This is a genomic window from Streptomyces sp. NPDC056480 (assembly GCF_042795405.1).
Taxonomy (GTDB): Bacteria; Actinomycetota; Actinomycetes; order Streptomycetales; family Streptomycetaceae; genus Streptomyces.
In genome coordinates this window covers 32,126-52,262 of sequence record NZ_JBHTSA010000004.1, presented here as the reverse complement: position 1 = coordinate 52,262, position 20,137 = coordinate 32,126, and the positions used below count along the sequence as shown (strand labels likewise).

Genomic DNA, 20,137 nt, shown 5'->3' with positions numbered 1-20,137 from the left:
GCGGCGGACGGCGCGGGCCTCAGCCGGCGAGGGAGGCGCTCAGCCAGTCGCGGTAGTGAGTGGGGGCCAGGCGCGCACCGGGCCCGGGGGTGAGGACGTCACCGCGGACGGCCGCGAACATGCCCGCCCCGCCGTCGACGACGACGGGGCGGTCGTCACCGCGGGCGGCCAGGGTGATCCGGCCGATCTCGTCCAGCGCGAGGGCGTCGGGTCCGGCGACGTCGAGCGTGCCGTTCAGCGGCTCCCCGACGGCCACGTCGGCGAGGGCGGCGGCCACGTCCGCCGACGCGATCGGCTGCAACGGGGTGGCCGGGAGCCGGACTTCGCCTTCGGACGCCGTCCAGGACATCACGGCGTCCATGAACTCGAAGAACTGCGTGGCGCGGACGATCGAGTAGGGCGTGGGGCCCTCGCGCAGCAGGTCCTCCTGGAGCACCTTGGCCCGGTAGTAGTCCAGGTCGGGGACCTGGTCCACGCCGACGATCGACAGGGCGACCTGATGGCGTACGCCCGCGCGCTCGCCCGCGCCGAGCAGGTTGCCCACGGTGGTGCGGAAGAAGCCGAGCGACTGGTCGTCGAAGGTCGGGGAGTTGCTGACGTTGATGACCGTGTGGGCGCCGGCGAGCGCCTCGTCCAGGCCCGCCCCGGTGAGCAGGTCGACCCCCGAGGAGAGGGAGGCCGCGACCACGTCGTGGCCGGCCTTCTGGAGCAGGGCGACGACCTGGGAACCGATGAGGCCGGTGCCGCCGATGACGGTGATCTTCATGGTGTGCCTTCCTTCGTGGACCCGGCGGGGCCCCTGGGACGCAAACTCGGATACCCGATGTCCGAGATGATACTCGGATAGGATGTATCCGAGTCAAATGGGGAGGCGACATGAAACTGTCCGGTGGCGTGGAGTGGGCGCTCCACTGCTGTGTGGTGCTCACGGCCGCGAGCCGACCGGTGCCGGCGGCCCGCCTCGCGCAGCTGCACGACGTGTCGCCGAGCTACCTGGCCAAGCAGATGCAGGCCCTCTCGCGGGCCGGCCTCGTGCGCTCCGTCCAGGGGAAGACCGGCGGATACGTGCTGACCCGAGAGGCCGCGGAGATCACCCTGCTCGACGTCGTGCAGGCCGTCGACGGGGCCGATCCGGCGTTCGTCTGCACCGAGATCCGGCAGCGCGGACCGCTGGCGACCCCGCCGGAGAAGTGCACGAGGGCCTGCCCCGTCGCCCGCGCGATGGGAGCCGCGGAAGCCGCGTGGCGGGCCTCGCTCGCGGGCACCACGATCGCCGATCTCGTGACGACGGTGGAGGGCGAGAGCGGTCCGGAGGCGCTCCCGGGAATCGGCTCCTGGCTGACGGCCGGCACGGACCCTGCCACCGTCCCGAACGCGCCCGCGCCTGCGCTTGCGCCCGCACCCGCACCCGCACCCGCACCCGCACCCGCGGGAACCGACACTCCCCGGACCTGAAGCGAGGAGGGGGACGGGGACACGGGACACGGGGCGCGGGGCGCGGGCGGGAGGGGAGCAGGGGCGGGGGCAGGGGCGGGAGCTGGGAGCGCGATCCCATCGCCCGCCGAAGACCGCGATCCCACCACCCTCCGCGCACGCCCACCCTCCGCACACGCCCACCCTCCGCGCACGCCCGCCCTCACACGCGGGCCTGACGGGTGACATCGGTGCGGGTCGGCGGCGCCTCCGCCACCCGGCGGGTGCGCCGCGGCCGATACTCCCGCCATGAGATCAGCCCGTTCCCCGTTCCGGTCCCGCGTCGTCGCGGTCGCCGCGGTCACCGCACTCCTCGCGCTCGGCTCCCCGGTCTCGGCCGTGGGCGGCCCCACCGGCGGCGACGGCCACGACCGCCGGCCCTGCGTCGCCTCCCGGCTCCCCGACCGCGGCCCGGCCCGGGACGTCCTCCGGATCGCCGAGCGGGCCAAGGCGGAGATGGACCTCAAGTCCGTGATCGTGCGGGTCACGGCAGGCGACCGCGAGGTCGTCACCACCGCGCTCGGCGAGTCGATGACGGGTGTTCCGGCCACTCCCGCCATGCACTTCCGGAACGGCAACATCGCGATCAGCTACCTGGGCACCGCGCTGCTGCGCCTGGTCGACCAGGGCGAGGTCCGCCTCGACGACCCCGTGTCGCGCTGGCTGCCGGACCTCAAGGGCGGGGACGGGATCACCCTGCGGATGCTGGCCGCCTCCACCACCGGGCTCGTCGACTACGTCACCGCCGCCGGGTTCGGCGAGAGCGTCTACGCGAACCCCTTCCGCCAGTGGACGGCCAGGGAGCTGGTCGCCATCTCGACGAGCCACCCCAGGTGGTACGAGCCGGGCACCAACTGGAGTTACTCGCACGCGAACTTCGTCCTGCTCGGCGCCGCCCTGGAGAAGATCACCGGGACCCGCCTCGACGTCCTGCTCCGGCACGAGGTGCTGCGCCCGCTCGGACTGCGCGAGACCCGCAACAGCTTCACGCCCGAGATCCCCGAGCCCGTCCTGCACGCCTTCACCGCCGAGCGGGGGACGTACGAGGAGTCCACCTTCTGGAACCCCTCGTGGACCACGGCCCCCGGCGCGGTGCAGACCACCGACATCTGCGACCTGGCCCGCTCCGCCGCCGGCATCGGCTCGGGAGAGCTGCTGTCCCCGGCCTCGTACCGGGAACTCCTGAACCCGGGAACGGTCGGACTCGGCCATGCGACCAAGACGTGCCCCGCGACGGTCTGCCTCCCGAACACCGCCGCCACCCACTACGGCATGGGCGTGCTGATCCTGGGCGACTGGATCGCACAACACCCGCTGTTCTTCGGCTACTCCGCCTCCCAGGCCTACCTCCCCGCGAAGCGCCTGGCCATCGCCGTCTCGACCACGAACGGCCCCACCGCCCAGCCCGGCCACAGCGCCCACACCATCGCCCAGCGCATCGCCGCGGCCCTCGCCCCGAACCACTTGATCCCCGACTTCGGCTGACCCGGGCCGCACAGCGGCGACAGCTCCGTCCCGGCGACCGCGCCGCCGGGGCGGGTTCCCGTACCCCGAGGGAAGGTCGTGCCCTCGGGGTACGGATACGGCCAAGAGGAGGGACACGCTCCGACCGCGAGCGCGGTGGGCCCGGAAGGTCGGCGGGGACTGCGATGCCGACGGTTCGGGGGCCCCGGTGTCGCACAAGGATCGCCCGGCCGTCACGGTGCCGTCACGAAGCCGTCGTGGCCCCATCGAACTCCGGTCCTTCCGGGTGGCCGGAAAGCACGCAGCTCAATCCCCCACGCCCGCCCCGGCGTTGATCAACTCACATACTGCGCTGACCGGTCGGCGGGCGTCGTTGCGCCCCGGCCGGAACCGACCACTCGACCTCATCCCAAGCTCCTGGGGGAGACTTGCGCGCACACGTGAAGAGAACACGCGCCTTCACCATCGCAGCGGCCACATCCGTGGCCCTGGTCGCAGGCATGACCGGCCCCGCGACGGCCACACCCGACACCCCGCGCCCCGGCGGCGACCAGCGCATCCCGCTCGTCACCGGCGACCGCGTGGTGGTGAACGCCAAGGGCCGGATGGTGGGCTTCGAGGCCGCCCGAGGCCGTGAGCACATACCCGTACAGGTGCAGCGCATCAAGGACCGCACGCTGGTCGTGCCCAGCGACGCGCAGCCCCTGATAACCGCCGGCAGACTGGACCAGCGGCTCTTCGACCTCGAGGTGCTCACCGACCCGCGGCTGCGCGAGAGCCACTGGGACGGGCTCAAGCTGATCGTGCGGTACGACGAGGGTGCAGGTGCCGCGCGCGCCGAGGTGCGTGCGGCCGGCGACACCCGGCTGCGGCGGACGTTCCCGACGCTCAATGCCGACGCCATCCGCACCTCCCCGGACGACGTCGCCAAGGTGTGGGACGCGCTGACCGACCGGCGGAGCAGCGGTCTGCGGGCCGCCGCCTCCGGCATCGGCACGGTGTGGCTGGACGGGGTGCGGTCCGCGAGCCTGGACCGCAGCGTCCGGCAGATCGGCGCCGACAAGGCGTGGGAATCCGGGTACGACGGCACGGGCGTCAAGATCGCCGTCCTCGACACCGGCGTCGACAAGACGCACGACGACCTCAGCACCCAGGTCGTCGGCGAGAAGAACTTCTCCGCCTCCCCCGACGCCGTGGACCGCGTCGGACACGGCACCCACGTCGCCTCGATCGCCGCGGGCACGGGCGCCAAGTCCGGCGGCCGGTTCAAGGGTGTGGCCCCCGGCGCCAAGGTGATCAGCGGCAAGGTCCTCGACGACAACGGCTTCGGTGACGACTCCGCCGTCCTCGCCGGCATGGAGTGGGCGGCCGCCGAGGGCGCGGACGTGGTCAACCTCAGCCTCGGCAGCCCCGACAGCCCCGGCGTCGACCCGCTGGAGGCGGCCGTCGACCGGCTGTCCGCGGAGAAGGGCATCCTGTTCGCGATAGCCGCGGGCAACGAGGGCGAGAGCGGTGCCTCGACGGTGGGCTCGCCGGGCAGCGCGGACTCCGCGCTGACCGTCGGCGCCGTCGACAAGGACGACCGCCTCGCGGCCTTCTCCAGCACCGGGCCGCGCGCCGGTGACGGCGCCGTCAAGCCGGACGTGACCGCACCCGGCGTGGCCATCGCCGCGGCCGCCGCGGCGGGCAGCGCGATCGACATCCGCCCCGGCACCCCGCACCCCGCGCCGGGCTACCTGCAGATCGACGGCACGTCCATGGCCACCCCGCACGTCGCGGGCGCGGCGGCGATCCTGAAGCAGCGCCATCCGGACTGGAAGTCCACCGAGCTCAAGGGCGCGCTGACCGCGTCCGCCAAGGGCGGCGACCACACCGCCTTCCAGCAGGGCTCCGGCCGCGTCCAGGTCGACAGGGCGCTGGCCCAGAGCGTCATCGCCGATCCGGTCTCGCTGAACTTCGGCACGGCGCGGTGGCCGCACGCCGACGACCGGCCCCTCACCCGGAAGGTCGCCTACCGCAACCTGGGGACCACCGACGTCACCCTCGACCTGTCGGTGGCCACGCTCGACCCGCAGGGCAAGCCGGCCCCGGCCGGATTCCTCACGCTCGGCGCCGACAAGGTGACCGTGCCCGCCGGCGGCCGGGCCGAGGTCGACCTAACCGCAGACACCCGGATCGGTGACGCCGACGGCGGCTACTCGGGCTACGTCACCGCCACCACCGCCGGCCAGTCCGTCCGCACGGCCGCGGTCGCCGTCCGCGAGGCGGAGTCGTACGACGTCACCCTCCGGGCCGTCGGCCGCGACGGTGCCGACGCCCAGACCTTCCACAGCACGCTGATCGGCGTCGGCGGCGCCGCCGCCGGCTTCCAGACCCGCATCGACAACGAACCCGGCAGCCACACCGTCCGGGTCCCCAAGGGCACGTACACCTTCAACTCGGCCGTCTACCAGGACCCGTCGGACTACACCAAGGGCACCGACTGGATCGCCCAGCCGAAGCTGGAGATCTCCGGCGACACCACCGTCACCGCCGACGCACGCACCACCGAGCCGGTGGACGTGACCGTGCCCGGCATCGACTCGGTGGACTACGGAGGCACGTACTACGAGCTCGGCGGCACCGACATCGGCCGGGTCGGCAACGGCTGGGTCCTCAGGAGCTTCGCCGGTTTCCGTACCGCCCACATGGGTCCCGCCGTCACCGACGGCTCGCTGCTCCAGACCTGGGACGCCCACTTCCTCAAGGACGCCACCAGCCAGTACTCGGTGGCCTTCGGCGGCAGGACGAACAAGGTCTCGACCGGTTACACCAAGCACGTGAAGGCGAACGAGCTGGCCACGCTCAAGGTCGGCCTCGGCGCCTCCGTCCCCGGGAGGTCCGCCCTCGTCTCCCCCTTCGCCCACATCCCGGGCGCGCCGGAGGGCAACGGCTTCTCCGACCTGCAGCCGGCGCCGGGCACGCGCACCTTCTACGTCTCCACCGCCGACGACGTCGAGTGGGTCACCAAGTTCGACCAGGCGGGCGAGCCCGACAAGTGGGGCTACCCGGCCTACGAGGGCAGTTGGGAGATGACCCGGCCGAAGCGGTACGAGGCCGGCCGGACGTACCGCGAGACGTTCAACACGGGTGTCTTCGGCCCGCTCCTGGGCGGGAACGCGGGCGTGTTCCGCACCGCTCCCGACCCGGCGACGGGCGAGCAGCAGCTCGTCGGCTCGCTGCCGCTGTTCGCCGACGGCAAGGGCCACTCGGGGTACTCCCCGTACACCTCTGCCACGTCGACGCTGTACCGCGACGGCGTCAAGGTCGCCGAGAACGACGACCCGCTGACCGGCTCGCAGCCCTTCACGGTCGACGGATCCGACGCCGAGTACCGCCTGGTGACGTCCGTGGAGCGCTCGGCGCGGCTCGCCGCCGCCTCGACACGGGTCGAGACCGGCTTCACGTTCCGTTCGAAGCAGGTCACGGCCACCACCGCACTGCCGGTGTCCACGGTCCGCTTCGCCGCTCCCGTCGACCTCACCTCCCGCGCCCCGGAGCACGCTCCGGTCGTCGTCCCGGTGACCGTGCAGGGCTCCGCCGCCGGAAGGAACCTCAAGTCCCTTGAGATCTCCGTGAGTTACGACAACGGGAAGACCTGGCAGCGCGTGCGGGTCAGGAACGGCGCGATCTCCGTGAAGAGCCCGGCGAAGGACAACGGGATCTCGCTCTCCGCCGTGGTCAAGGACAGGCAGGGCAACACGTCGACCCTGACCGTCCACAACGCGTGGCTCGGCAAGTGACGCCGCTCCGCTAGACGTTGGGGCCTGGACGTCGGACGTTGAGCGTCGGGCGTCGGGGCGTCGGGCGTGAGACGTTCCCTCGTTCGCACCCCGCAGCCCGCGCCCCGCACCCCGTACGGCGTCACCCCCCCCTCGGGCGGTGACGCCGTACGGCCGTCAAGGCCCCGTACCCGTAGTACTCCAGAGCTACGCGGCAGGTGTCCCCCCTGGCGGGACGTCGACTACCGCGCGTGATCCATAGGTTCGGCACCGGATTCGAGAAACACTCCGGTACGGAAGGACCACGCCATGGCGTCCCGCCCGCGCAGCCGCCGCCTGCGCCGCACCCTGCTCGCCGCCCTCGTCGCCGCCTCGGTGGCGGTGCCCACCGTCGGCGCGGCCGGCCCGGCCACCGTGCCCGCGCCCGTCCCCGCCCCGCTCGCTCCCCTGTCGCTCGCCGCGCCCGGCGACCTCGCCGCGCGGTACGCCGCCAACCGCTCCGCCGTCCGGGCCGCCGAGGCCATGGCCGAGGCCCACGGCGACCACGGACGCGCCGCCACCCTGCGGGCCATGGCCGGGGAGGACCACCGGCTCCTCTCCTTCGACGGCCGCGACGGAGGCCGCAGCGTCGAGGTGTTCGGCGACCTCGTGGGCGCCACCCGGATAGCCGCCCTCGTGCCCGGCTCCGACACCCGGCTCGACAGCCACCGCTTCCGGTCCGGAGCCGCCGCGCTGCAGCGCGAACTGGGCCGCGGGACGGCCGTCCTCGCCTGGCTCGGCTACCGCACCCCCGCCACCCTCAGCGCCGCCGCGACGACCTCCGGTCGCGCCGAGGAGGCCGCCCCGCTCCTCGCCTCCTTCGTGCGTGAACTGGCCTCCGCCGCACCGCGGGCGCGCCTGACGCTGCTGTGCCACTCGTACGGCTCCGTCGTCTGCGCCGAGGCCGCGGACCGGCTCCCCGTGGCCGGCCTCGTGCTCTACGGCAGCCCCGGCACCGGCGCCGACCGTGCCGCCGACCTCGGCACCACAGCCACCGTCTGGGCCGGCCGCGGCACCGGCGACTGGATCGCCCATGTCCCCCACGTCCGCGCCTCCCTGGCCTTCGGCGAACTCGGCTTCGGCACCGACCCGGTCTCCCCGGAGTTCGGCGCCCGGGTCTTCGACGCCGGCACGGGCGGCCACAGCGACTACCTCCGCCCCGGCTCCGTACCCCTGCGGAACATGGCCCGGATCGTCGCGGGACGGGATCCGGCCGATGCGTGACCTCGCCCGGCGGATCGACGCCGCCACCCCGCCCGGCCGCGACCGAGCCCTCGACGCCCTGCGCGCCCTCGCCATCGCCGGCGTGGTCCTCGGCCACTGGCTCGTCACCGCACTGACCACCGACAGCGGCACCCTGCGGGCCGTCAGCCCGCTGGACCGGCTGCCCGAGTTCACCCCGGTCTCCTGGGTGTTCCAGACGCTCGCCGTCTTCTTCCTGGTCGGCGGGCGGGTCGCCGCCGGAAGCCACACCGCCGCCCTCGCCCGGGGCACGTCCTACCGCGACTGGCTGACCGCGCGCCTCGGCCAGCTGTTCCGGCCCGTGGCCGTCTTCCTCGCCGTGTGGGCCGTCACGGCGCTCGCGATGATCCTGGGCGGGGTGCCCTGGCAGACCGTGCACACGCTCGGCAGGCTCGTCCTCTCCCCGCTCTGGTTCCTGCTCGTCTTCGCCGCCCTCACGGCGGCGACCCCGCTGGTCGCCAAGGTGCACCCGCTGTGGCCGTTCGCCGTCGTCCTGCACGTCGACGTGATCCGCTTCGGTCTCGGCGGACCCGACTGGCTCGGCTGGACGAACGTGGCCGCCGGCTGGCTCGTTCCGTACTGCCTCGGCGCCCTGTGGGCCCGGCACGGCATCAGGGAACGGCCCGTCGGATGGACCCTGCTGATCACGGGCGCGCCGGTCACCGTCCTGCTCGTCGTCCTCGCCGGCTATCCGGCGTCCATGGTCGGCGTGCCCGGCGCGGCCGTCTCCAACCTCAACCCGCCCACGCTCGCCGCCGTCACCTTCGGCATCGCCCAGTGCGGCGCGGCGTTCCTGCTCGTCGGCCCGCTGCGCCGGGCCCTGAGCCGGCCCGCCGCCTGGGCGGCCGTGGCCCTCCTCAACCTCGGTGCCATGACGGTCTTCCTGTGGCACCAGACCGCGATGATGGCCGTCACCCTGCTGGGCCTCCTCGCCGCCGGACCGACCGGGCACGGCCCGCTGACCGGTCTGCACACCCTCCCCGACGGATACGGCTGGGTCCTCGCACGGCTCGCCTGGCTGCCCGTGTTCGGGCTCGCGCTGCTCGCGTGCGTCGCCGTCTTCCGTACGTACGAAGCGGGCGTCCGCCGTCCCTCCCGGGCGCGCCGACCCGCCGCGAGGAAGCAGGTGCAGCGTGCATAGGGTGGACCCGACCGACAAGGGGGAACGGGTGGGGGACGGTTACGGGCGGGCGCTGGGCGCCGCCCTGCGCAGGGCGCCGGGCACGCTGCGCCGCGGTCTGTGGACGACGGCCCGCGACCCGCTGCCCCGTCAGACCTGGTTCGGCTGGCTTCCGCACGGCCATCTCGTGCTGCTCGCCGTCTTCGCGGGCTTCGCCAAGATGGCCGAGTACGGCGAGGCGATGACCGTCCTCACCCCTCCGGTCGAGTTCCTCGTGATCCTCCAGGCCGCCTCCCTCGTCCTCGCCCTGAGCCGCCCGGTGCCTGCCTGGTGGCTTTCCACGCTCAGCCTGGTCCTGATCTCCGAGATCGGCGACGCGACCGTCGGACCCGACATGCTCTGGCCCTGGAGCGTCTGGGGCATCGTCATGCACACCTTCGTGGTGCTGCTCCTCGCGCTGCGGGTCCCCCCTCTGGTCACCGCCGTCACGCTCCTGCTCACCGTGCTCTCGGGGCTGTGCAGCGCGGCCGTGCCCTCGGGCATCGTGCACAACGAGGACCTGACCGGCGGCGCGCTCGCCTTCTCGATCGCCGCGGTCGTCGGCGCCTCCCTGCGGCTGAGCCGGGTGGCCCGGAACAAGCTGGTCGAACAGGAGGTCCTCACCGCCGAGGAGCGGGCCCTGCGCACCGTCCTGGAGGAGCGCGGACGGATCGCCCGCGAACTCCACGACGTCGTCGCCCACCACATGTCCGTGATCTCCATCCAGGCACAGGTGGCCCCGCACCTCGTCGAGAACCCCTCCGAGGAACTGCGGGAGAACCTGGCGGGCATCCGCCAGAACGCCGTCGAGGCACTGACCGAACTCCGCCGCGTCCTCGGCGTCCTGCGCGCGGAGGACCCGGCGGCCGACTCCCTGCGGCACGCCCCGCAACCCACCCTCGACCGGCTCGACGAGCTGCTCGACAACGTCCGTGCCGCCGGCCTGTCCGTCGACACCGCCACCAGCGGAGAGCGCCGCCGGCTCTCGCCGGGCGTCGAGCTTTCCGCGTACCGCATCGTCCAGGAGGCGCTCAGCAACGCGATGCGGCACGCGCCCGGAGCCCGGGTGCGGGTGGAGACCGGCTACCTGACCACCGGACTCACCCTCCGGATCGCCAACGCCCCGGCCCCGCGCCCCGTCGAGCCCACCACCCTCCCGCTGTCGCCGGGACTCGGCCACGGCCTGCTCGGCATGCGGGAACGCACCGCCATGCTGGGCGGCGAGCTGGTCGCCGGGCCGACCACGGACGGCGGCTACGAGGTGACCGCCACCCTGCCCCTCGACACCCCCAAGGACGGCACATGACCAGCGGCACCATCCGCGTCCTCATCGCGGACGACCAGATGATGGTCAGACAGGGGTTCACGGTGCTGCTCAACGCCGAACCCGGCATCGAGGTCGTCGGTCAGGCGGTGGACGGCGCCGACGCGGTGGCCAAGGTCGCGGAACTCTCGCCCGACGTCGTCCTGATGGACATCCGCATGCCCGGAACCGGTGGCATCGAGGCCACCCGCGTCCTCACCGCGGCCGCCGGCTCCACCGTGAAGGTCCTCGTCCTGACCACCTTCGACCTCGACGAGTACGTCTACGAGGCCCTGCGGGCCGGCGCCTCGGGATTCCTGCTGAAGGACGCCTCCGCCGACGAACTCGCCGAGGCCGTGAGAGTGGTGGCGCGGGGTGACGCCCTGCTCGCCCCGGACCTCACCAAACGCCTGATCGCGGAGTTCTCCCGGCTCAGCGCCACCCCTCGCAGCCCCCTGAAGGAGCGCGTCGGGGCGCTGACGGAGCGGGAGACCGAGGTCCTGACCCTCGTCGCCCAGGGCCTGTCGAACGCGGAGATAGCGACCCGTCTCGTCGTGGCCGAACAGACCGTCAAGACCCATGTGAGCCGCATCCTCGTCAAGTTGGGGCTGCGCGACCGCACCCAGGCGGCCGTCTTCGCCTTCGACACCGGCCTCGTCCGCCCGGCGGGCCGCTGACACGCCCTGCCCGCTGAGCGGGGAGGGCCTCGGGCGGGCGGCCCTCACTCGGGCCCCGCACACGACCGGACGATCAACCGGGAGGCGGGAAGTCCCCTGCTCGCGGCGGTTCTTGTCCGTTGGAGGGGGCGATTCCCCATGCGGCGGCCCGGGCTGCGGCGGCCGCGCGGTTGGGGAGATCGAGCTTGGCGAGAATGTGCTCGATGTGCGTCCCCACGGTCCGCGGGGTGATGTACAGGCGTTCGGCGATCTCCCGGTTGGTGCGGCCGGCGGTCAGCTCGGCGAGCACCTGGAGCTCCCGCGGCGAGAGCCCGCCCGGCCGGCGGGCGCCCCTGGCGGGGCCGGGGGCTGCGGCGACCTCCTCGGGCGGCGGGCACGCGCGGGGGTCGACGGCCGCGGACAGGGCCTCGGTGAGGAGGGTGACCACGGCGCGCGCCGGGTCGGTGGCGCGCAGCGGCGCACGGGTGCTGACGTTCAGCATGCCGACGTACCGGCCGTCGGCGGCGAAGAGGCACTGGGCCACGCCGTCCTCGATCCCGAGGGGACTCAGCACCTCCTGGAACCCCGGCGACGCCGCGAGGAGTCGCCGGGGGACGTCCTTGAGCCAGAGCCCGCCCCGGTCCGGTCCGCGGAGCACGGGGAACACCGGGTCGTGGTGGAGGCGGGTCTCGATGTAAGCCGTGGCGTCGTCGGGGTAGTTCCCGGCCAGGGTGGTGTGGCGGCCGCGCAGCGGGTCCCACCGGGCCAGGGAGGCGTGGTCGTACGCCATCACCTCGGACAGCGCCGCCAGGACTCCGTCGACTCCGGTCGCGCCGGTCGTGGCGCTCCTGGCGGCCGCGCGGACGTGGACGGCCGCGTCCAGGATGTCCGCCGTGCTCCGCTCCGCTGCCATCCCCCCAGAATGATCACATGCCCTGATTACGTCAATCGCGCAGCGTGTCGTGCACGACACGCCCGTCCATGACGGTGAGGAGGACGGGCATCCGCGGTATGTCGTGGGGGTCGGCGGTGAGCAGGTCGCCGTCGAGCACGCACAGGTCGGCGGCCTTGCCCGGCTCCAGGGAGCCCTTCCAGTCGTCGGCGAAGTCCTGCCAGGCCGCGTCGATCGTGTACGTACGGATCGCCTCGGCCAGGCCGATGCACTGCTCGGGACCGCTGACGCGGCCGGTGGCCTTCGACTCGCGCAGCATCATGGTGGCGACGCCCTGGCGCCAGTCCGGGTACGTGACGGGGGCGTCGGACCCGCTCGCGACCCGTACACCGGCGTCGAGGGCGTCGCGGTAGGGCCAGGCGTACGCGGCACGTCCGGTGCCGACGAACTCCTCCTCCATGTCGGCGACGGTCCACTTGATGGTGGGGTTCATGTTGACGCCGAAGTCGTGCGCGGCGAGGAGCTTCATGCTGTGCGCGGTGAGGAAGTCGCCGTGGATGACGTAGTGGCGGGCGTCGGCCCGCGGGTGCTCGGTCACGGCCGCCGCGAAGGCCTCCGCCACGGTGTCGCCGGCCCGGTCGCCGGTGACGTGGACGCCCAGTTGGTACCCGGCGGCGTGGGCGTGCCTGATCATGGCGCCGATCTCGGCGGTCCGGTCGTCGTCCGTCTCGCCGCCGACACAGAGGGAGCCGCAGCCGCCGCCCACGTACGGCTCGTGCATCCAGGCCGTCTTGTTGGGGACGATGCCGTCGCCGAAGATCTTGACGCCGTGGACGGCGAGGAGCCGCGGATCGGTGTCACCGGAGGCTCCGGCGCCGGCGAGGGCGGTGAGGGTGCGGGCGAACTCCTCGGCGGTGCTCGCCATTCCGGTGGGCAGGAGGAGGACACCGACGCGGGCGGTCAGTTCGCCGTCGGCGTGCAGGCGCCGGTAGACGTCGAGGGTCTCCCCGCCGAGCGCGCCCCGCATGATGCCGTCGCCGCCGGGGCCGAGCCCGGGCTCGGTGTAGCTGGTCACGCCGAGCCGGGCGAGCGTGGCGAGGGTCGACCTGATCGCGTCGGTCCGCTCCTGCCGGCCGAGTGCGGGCAGCGCGTTCTGGACGAGGGCCTGGGCGCCCTCGTGAAGCAGTCCGGTCGGCTCACCGGTCTCGTCCACGACGATGGCCCCGCCGGGCGGCGCGACGGTGTGCCGGTCGATCCCCATGAGCTCCAGCGCCTTGGAGTTGACCCAGGTGGCGTGGCCGGAGAAGGAGTACAGGACGACGGGGTGGTCCGGGCTGACGGCGTCGAGGTCGTGCAGCGAGGGCTGCCGCGACGGGTCGGCGACGCACTCGCCGAGATAGCCGGTGTCCCAGCCGTGCCCGGTGATCCACTGCCCGCCCGGCACCCGCCCGACGGCCTCCCGGACCACGTCGGCCACGTCCGCGAGGGAGGAGACGGCGGGGTGGGCGACGTCGAGGGAGAGCGGGGGCGTCGCCATGCCGAAGGCGCATCCGTGCAGATGGGAATCGTTGATCCCGGGAAGCAGCGTCGCCCCCCGCAGGTCGACGACGCGGGTGCCGGGTCCGACGAGCGGCGCCACGTCGTCCCGCCCGCCGACGGCGCTGATGATCCCGCCGGTCACCGCGAGGGCCGAGGCGACGGAGAACTCCGCGTCGACCGTGACCACCCGGCCGTCGAGAAACACCAGGTCCGCATACGTGTCCACAGAAGGTCCTTTCACACACCGGGCGCACGGCGGCACCCGCAAACGATCTCCCGAGGACTATGTCCGTGCCCGTGGGCCCGGCACATCGGTCATCCCACCGATACGCCGTCCAGCCATCCGGAGCCGAGGGCGAACGCCGGGGCGGAGAGCACGGGGTGGGGCGGACCCCACCCCGCCCCCGGGGGTCCGTCGGAGTGCTGCTCGGGGCCCTTGGCCGCCGGCGCCCCCGGCTCGTCCGGCGGCCGTGGGGGCCCGGCGCCCTCGGCCTCGTCCGGCGTCCGTGGGAGCCCGGCGCCCTCGGCCTCGTCCGGCGTCCGTGGGGGCCCGGCGTCAGCGCGCCCCGGCCGCGACCCGCGTGACGTACGCGTCGATGTGGGTCTGGGTGAGGGTGTTGCCCTGCGCGTCCGTCAGCTCCGCTCGCAGCGACACCGCCTTGCCGGGCCCCGGCGTCGTCACCGTGATCCGTCCACCGGTCACCGCCGCCTGCGTCCAGGTGGCGCCCCGGTCCGTCGACACGGACACGGTCAGCGACCGCACCCCCGACCGCCGGGCCGCACCCTCCACCGTCACCGCCACCCTGCTCGTGGTGTGCGCCGGGGCGGTGCCGTCGAGCGCGACCTCGGGGCCGAAGCGTACGGCGCTCAGCGGCAGGTCGGTGGCGGTGGCCGTCGCGGCGGAGGTGAACGTCCACGCCGCCGTGACGCTGCCGCGCGGCCGCGTCGTGCTCGCCGTCAGCCGGTAGGAGGCCCGCCCCGCCGGCACCGTGAACGAGGCGTGCCCCGGCTTCTCGCCGCGGCGGGTCGCGACCAGCGTGCCGTTGCGGTGCAGCGTGACGGTCGACGCGGTGAACAGGGGCGAGGACGGCACATGGCCGTCGCCGTCGGCGAGCAGCGGCACCGTCAGGTCCAGGGTGTCGCCGGTGCGCCGCGCGACGGGCCGGGCGCCGGGCGAGGAGTCCAGGGCCGGGCCGAAGACCGGGCTGTCGAAGGTGCGGACCGTGGTGGAGCCTGCCGTGAAGGAGCGCCCGAGGACGAAGTAGTGGTTGGCGGGCCCCTCCGATGCGGGCTGCGCGCCGTACACGAGGTCCCAGGTGCCGCGCTCGGGCGTGAGGAGGAACGTCCCGGTGCCCCCCGACGGCACGGGCAGCCCCAGCGACGGGGAAGGGCCCTCCGACGGCGAGAACTCGACGAGGGCCGTTCCCCCGCCGGAGGCGGGCACCCCCGCGCGCACCACCAGCGTGGCCAGGTCGCCGGGAGCCGGGTGCCGGACCAGACCGGTCAGCGCCCGCTCGCCCTGGAAGACGTAGCCGAGGGCGCAGACGCCGCCCGGCCTGCTCCAGTACGAGTCCACCCAGGTCCGCACGGCCCCGCGCTCGGCGGCCGGTCCCAGGTGCGCCGTACGCAGGTCGAGCGACCTCGTCATCAGGTTCACGAACCCGGTGACCCCCTCGTACGTCACCGTGGCGAACGCCCCGGCCTGCTCGAACCTGGCGTCGGCGACCGGCGGCCGGATGTCCACCGGGCGCGCGACCCGCGCGTCGAGCACGAGGGTCATGTCGCGGTCGACGTCCAGCCGGGGCTGCACGAGCCAGTCGTTCCCCCACGCCTCCTCCCCCACCGGCCTGGTGGAGAGGGTGCAGTCGAGCAGGTAACGCCCGGCGGGCACCTGGACGGTGACGGTACTGGTCGATTCCTTCATCTCTCGGCCGGTGCCGGCTTCGGGACCGGACAGCGCGGTCAGCAGGGTGCGGTAGTCGGTGGTCGGCGCGCCGTCGCGACCCAGGTGGACAAGGGTCAGCGCGTAGCTGCCGGAGGCGCCGCGCGTCCGCCGCCCGTCGGGCGCGGCGTGGGCCGTGGCGGCCGGAAGACAGACCGCGGCGGCGCCCGCGGCCGTCGCTGCGCCGAGCCCGCGCAGCACGGACCGGCGCGTCGCCGTCCGGGCGGGGACGGACGGGACGGACGGGACGGACGGGACGGACGGGACGGACGGGACGGACGGGACGGACGGGACGGACGAGGGAGAGTGCATCGGGTTGACGTTCATGATCTGCACTGGACCGGCCCGGACCGGAGTTCCCGTGAGCCAGGACACATCGAGTGCAGCGGCGGCAACCTTGTGTCGTGGCCGCGATGCGTACCGTGAACGCCGGGAGCCCCGGCCGCGGAGAGGTGCTACAACTGGGTTTGTGAGCCCGTCTCGCCTCTCGTGCCCGGCGTACCGGTGCGGTCGCACCTAGGCAGAAGATTCGGAAGCGTCGCCGGACAGGTATTCGTCCTTCAGGTGGCGATCGTGGTGCTGCTCGCCGCCGGGGCCCTGCTGGCCCTGGTGCTGCAGTCGCACTACGACATCGAACGTGAAGCGCGCAACCGGTCGGTCTCCGTCGCTCAGACCTTCGCGAACTCCCTGGGCCTGCAGGAAGCGCTGAGGTCGCCGGACCCGTCCGCGATCCTGCAGCCGCTCGCCGAGGAGACCCGCAAGGACGCGGGCGTGGACTTCATCGTGGTGATGGACACGAACGGCACCCGCTACAGCCACCCCCAGCCCGACCTCATCGGCGAGCGGTTCGTCGGCACGATCGAGCCCTCAGTCGCCGGCCAGGTGCACACCGAGAGCGTGGAGGGACCCCTCGGCAAGGAGATCCAGGCGATCGTCCCGGTCACCTCGCCCGGGGGTGAGGTCGTCGCCCTGGTCTCGGCGGGTCTGACGGTGGAGAGCGTGACCGGCATCGCCGACCGTCAGCTTCCGGTCATCCTCCTGGCCATCGCCATCGGTCTGGCTCTGGCCACCGTCGGCACGGCGCTGATCAGCCGAAGACTGCGCCGCCAGACCCACGGGCTCGGCACGCAGGAGATGACCCGCATGTACGAGCACCACGACGCAGTGCTCCACTCCGTCCGCGAAGGGGTGCTGATCACGGACGGCGACGGGCGGCTGCTCCTGGCGAACGACGAGGCCGGACGGCTGCTCGGCCTGCCGGACGACGCCGAAGGACGCCCCGTCGACGAGGTCGGCATGGATCGCCGCATGGCGGAGCTGCTGCTGTCCGGCCGGGTGGCCACCGACGAGGTGCTGGAGGCCGGGGACCGGTTGCTCGTGGTCAATCAGCGGCCCACGCTCCCGCAGGGCTCGGCGGTCACCATCCGCGACTCCACCGAGATGCAGCTCCTGAGCAGCCGGGCGGAGACGGCCCGCAAGCGGCTCAAGCTGCTGTACGACGCGGGGGGTGACATCGGCAGCACCCTCGACGTGGTCCGCACCGCGAAGGAACTGGCCGATGTCGCCGTTCCACGGTTCGCGGACTTCGTCACGGTCGACCTGGCCGACTCGGTACTGAAGGGCGACGAGCCCGGCCCGGGCGCCGACATGCGGCGCACGGCGGTCAGCGGAATCCGATCCGATCACCCGCTGTACCCGCTCGGCGCACTGATCGACTTCCTGCCGTCCACACCGCAGGCCCGTGGCTACGGCACAGGCACGACCGAACTCGTACCCGATCTCCATGACGCACCGGGCTGGCACGCCCAGGACCCGCAGCGGACGTCCCAGATCGTCGACTACGGCATCCACTCGCTCATCGCGGCTCCGCTGAAGGCCAGGGGTGTCGTGCTCGGGATCGTCAACTTCTGGCGGTCTCAGAAGCCGGAACCGTTCGACGAGGACGACCTGTCCCTGGCCGAGGAGCTCGTCGGCCGCGCCGCGGTCACCATGGACAACGCCCGCCGCTACACCCGCGAACACCATCTCGCCGTGACGCTCCAGCGCAGCCTGCTGCCGCGGGACCTGCCCGAGCAGAGCGCGGTGGACGTCGCGCACTTCTACCAGCCCGCCCAGTCCGGAGTGGGCGGGGACTGGTTCGACGTGATCCCGCTGCCGGGCAGCCGCGTCGGACTCGTCGTCGGAGACGTCGTCGGGCACGGCCTGCACGCCGCGGCCACCATGGGGCGGCTGCGCACGGCCGTGCACAACTTCTCCTCCTTGGATCTGCCCCCCGACGAACTCCTCGCCCGTCTCGACAACCTCGTCCAGCGCATGGACCAGGAAGGCGACAGCACGCCCTCGGACGGCGGTGTCCTGGGCGCGACCTGCCTGTACGCCGTCTACGACCCGGTCTCGCAGCACTGCACCATGGCGCGGGCAGGACACATGCCACCGCTCGTGGTCGCCCCGGACGGCACCACGACGATCTCGGAACTGCCGGCCGGTCCCCCGCTGGGGCTGGGAGGCATGCCGTTCGAGAGCATGGAACTGCACCTGGCGGAAGGCAGTCAGCTCGTCCTGTACACCGACGGGCTGGTCGAGGAGCGCAGCCGGGACATCTCCGAGGGCCTGGAAAGGCTGCGCACGGCGCTGAGCCACCCCGACCGAGACCCGCAAGCCAGCCGCCGCGCCGTACTCGACGCCCTGCTCCCCGACCGGCCGGCCGACGACATCGCGCTGCTCATCGCCCGGACACGAACTCTGGGCCCCGACCGGGTCGCAGAGTGGGACGTGCCGTTCGACCCGAGCGAGGTCGGCGCCGTGCGCGGCCTCGCGGCCGACCAACTCGAGGAGTGGGGACTGGAGGAACTCGCCTTCACCACGGAACTGATCCTCAGCGAGCTCATCACCAATGCCATAAGGTACGCCGCCGCGCCGGTTCGCGTTCGTCTGCTGCGCGACCGCACTCTGACCTGCGAGGTGTGGGACGGCAGCAGTACCGCCCCGCATCTGCGGTACGCCGCCACGACGGACGAGGGAGGCCGCGGACTGTTCCTGGTCGCCCAGCTCAGCGAGCACTGGGGCACCCGGTACACACCGGAAGGCAAGGTCATCTGGGCCGAACAGGTCCTGCCCGCCGCTGGCAGTGCCCTCTCCTAGACGGCAGGTCAGGTGCGCGCGGACCGGTCGAGTGCATTGGCCCCCGAATGGTCCGGGGAATGATGGAGGGGCCGTTTCAGATGACTCTGAAACGGCCCCTCGATCTACGACTTCGAAAAGTCGGGACGACAGGATTTGAACCTGCGACCCCTTGACCCCCAGGAGTGAGAGCCAAGGGTATTTTCTGGATATAGCGGACTTAATCCGGGCGCAGGCTGTGCGGGTGGGGGTCCGTCGTGCATCGTCGCGCACATCGTGTGGTCCCCAACTGGTCCCCAAGCATGGTGCGCGCCGCCTACGGTCGCGGGACCGGAGAGGCAACCCTCGCGGGGCGAACCCCCACCGCCCGTGGGCAGCGTCACGACGCTCGTAGACCGCTGGCATCGTCGCTCCGCACGTCATGGGTAGCGGTGTCGGCGACGGGTACTGGCCGGTCGATGCCGAACCCAAAGGCGCACGACAGCAAAGCTCCGCGCACCAGCGAAGGGGCCACGGTGCCGAAGCGACCGGCACGCTGTCTCCAAGGCGGTGCATCAGGGTCCGCATGACTGTCAGTGCCGCGTGTCATCCTTCTGGTGGCTTTTTCACTGGAGGTATGACCATATGGCCGTCGAGTGGGATCGGGTCGGGCAGCCGCGGTTCGACCGCATCGTGGAGGCGCTGGTCCATCGCCTGTATGACGACACTGCGGTGGTGCAGGCAGTCAACGGCCGGGGTGGCGATCGGGGCATCGATATCCGAGTGGTCAGCGGCAACCGACTGCGCGTCTTTCAGCTGAAGTACTACCCCGACGGGTTCGCCACGTCGGTGAAGGGGCGCCGGCCCTCCATCAAGGAATCATTCGAGCGCGCCATCGAACACGATCCGTACGAGTGGATCCTCGTCGTTCCGTGTATCGTCACCGACTCCGAGCGCACCTTCGTCGAAGGGCTCCCGAAAGAACGCAACATGAAGGTGCGGATCATGGACCGGGCCGAGCTGGACGACCGGCTGGCCGTTCACAGAGACATCGAGGCATCGTTCACGCGCGATCAATTGTTTGAGGCAGCGAAGGTCTACGGCCAGGAGAAGGCCATCCTGCGCCAAGGTCCGAGAGACCTTGCCAAGAGAGTGAAGAGGCTTGGCCGTGTGGCCGATGAGGTCGATCCGCATTGGACGATGGACTTCGCCCGCGAGGGCGACAAGGTCATCCAGACGCTACGGAGTAAGCACCCGCGTGCTCACGAAGTCAGCCCCATCAGTCTCACCTTCGCTGGGCGCAGCCGGGGCTTGACGCCAGAACTCTCGTCAGCCATGACGAGGGCGTTTGGCTACGGCGTCGCCGAGGAGGTCGTCCTGCCACCAGAGGCCGTCAAACGCCTGACGATCAGCGGTCCGGACTGGCTGACGAAGACGTTCAAAAACGTCGAGGTCACGTGGAGGCCGACCGGTCCACCCCCCGGATCTGGTGCACCGGCCGAGCTGGCCTTCGTTGATGGCCAGGGTCGAGTGACCGCATCGTATGCGGGAAGTTGAATGGCCTGGGT

The 20,137-nt window shown here is 72.5% G+C and carries 12 protein-coding genes and 1 pseudogene; 9 read left to right on the top strand and 4 right to left on the bottom strand.

The annotated features are described in order from the left end of the window. Nucleotides 1-19: 19 nt before the first annotated feature. Entirely contained in the window at nt 20-766 is a 747-nt protein-coding gene (locus ACFQ79_RS03490; RefSeq protein ID WP_383579151.1) for an SDR family oxidoreductase, read from the bottom strand. Nucleotides 767-876: 110 nt separating this feature from the next. Between ACFQ79_RS03490 and ACFQ79_RS03485 the strand changes: the two are divergent. The 7 genes and pseudogenes from ACFQ79_RS03485 to ACFQ79_RS03455 all read left to right on the top strand — a co-directional run. After that, nucleotides 877-1,347 (top strand): annotated as a pseudogene (locus ACFQ79_RS03485) (RrF2 family transcriptional regulator); the annotation flags it as partial. Between the two features lie 375 nt (nt 1,348-1,722). Next, nucleotides 1,723-2,958 (top strand): serine hydrolase domain-containing protein, encoded by a 1,236-nt coding sequence (locus ACFQ79_RS03480; protein WP_383579150.1) that lies wholly within the window; start codon nt 1,723-1,725, stop codon nt 2,956-2,958. A 419-nt stretch (nt 2,959-3,377) separates the two neighbouring features. Next, nucleotides 3,378-6,719: a S8 family serine peptidase gene (locus ACFQ79_RS03475; RefSeq protein WP_383579149.1), complete on the top strand. Its 3,342-nt coding sequence runs from the start codon at nt 3,378-3,380 to the stop codon at nt 6,717-6,719. 288 nt (nt 6,720-7,007) lie between these two features. Then, nucleotides 7,008-7,961, top strand: a complete 954-nt coding sequence (locus ACFQ79_RS03470) for an alpha/beta hydrolase (RefSeq protein ID WP_383579148.1) — start codon at nt 7,008-7,010, stop codon at nt 7,959-7,961. Beyond that, entirely contained in the window at nt 7,954-9,120 is a 1,167-nt protein-coding gene (locus tag ACFQ79_RS03465; protein ID WP_383579147.1) for an acyltransferase, read from the top strand. Before ACFQ79_RS03470 ends, ACFQ79_RS03465 begins: the two co-directional genes overlap by 8 nt. A gap of 1 nt (nt 9,121) precedes the next feature. Beyond that, complete coding sequence (locus ACFQ79_RS03460; RefSeq protein ID WP_383579146.1) at nt 9,122-10,444, top strand: sensor histidine kinase; 1,323 nt, start codon at nt 9,122-9,124, stop codon at nt 10,442-10,444. Next, on the top strand, nt 10,441-11,118 hold the full coding sequence (locus ACFQ79_RS03455; RefSeq protein WP_383579145.1) for a response regulator: 678 nt from the start codon (nt 10,441-10,443) through the stop codon (nt 11,116-11,118). The genes ACFQ79_RS03460 and ACFQ79_RS03455 overlap by 4 nt, the downstream gene beginning before the upstream one ends. Before the next feature lie 73 nt (nt 11,119-11,191). On the opposite strand, the gene ACFQ79_RS03450 is transcribed toward ACFQ79_RS03455, so the two are convergent. The 3 genes from ACFQ79_RS03450 to ACFQ79_RS03440 all read right to left on the bottom strand — a co-directional run bounded on the left by ACFQ79_RS03450 (nt 11,192) and on the right by ACFQ79_RS03440 (nt 15,797). Next, nucleotides 11,192-12,010 (bottom strand): LuxR C-terminal-related transcriptional regulator, encoded by an 819-nt coding sequence (locus tag ACFQ79_RS03450; RefSeq protein ID WP_383579144.1) that lies wholly within the window; start codon nt 12,008-12,010, stop codon nt 11,192-11,194. Nucleotides 12,011-12,041: 31 nt separating this feature from the next. Continuing rightward, on the bottom strand, nt 12,042-13,754 hold the full coding sequence (locus ACFQ79_RS03445; RefSeq protein ID WP_383579143.1) for an amidohydrolase: 1,713 nt from the start codon (nt 13,752-13,754) through the stop codon (nt 12,042-12,044). Between the two features lie 330 nt (nt 13,755-14,084). Next, nucleotides 14,085-15,797 carry a serine protease gene (locus ACFQ79_RS03440; protein WP_383579142.1) on the bottom strand — a complete coding sequence of 571 codons (1,713 nt, stop codon included), beginning with the start codon at nt 15,795-15,797 and terminating at the stop codon, nt 14,085-14,087. Between the two features lie 237 nt (nt 15,798-16,034). Between ACFQ79_RS03440 and ACFQ79_RS03435 the strand changes: the two genes are divergently transcribed. Both ACFQ79_RS03435 and ACFQ79_RS03430 read left to right on the top strand, forming a co-directional pair. Then, a complete protein-coding gene (locus tag ACFQ79_RS03435) occupies nt 16,035-18,611 on the top strand; it encodes a SpoIIE family protein phosphatase (protein ID WP_383579141.1) in 2,577 nt (858 codons plus the stop codon). 603 nt (nt 18,612-19,214) lie between these two features. After that, entirely contained in the window at nt 19,215-20,126 is a 912-nt protein-coding gene (locus ACFQ79_RS03430) for a hypothetical protein (protein WP_383579140.1), read from the top strand. The last annotated feature ends 11 nt before the right edge of the window (nt 20,127-20,137 follow it).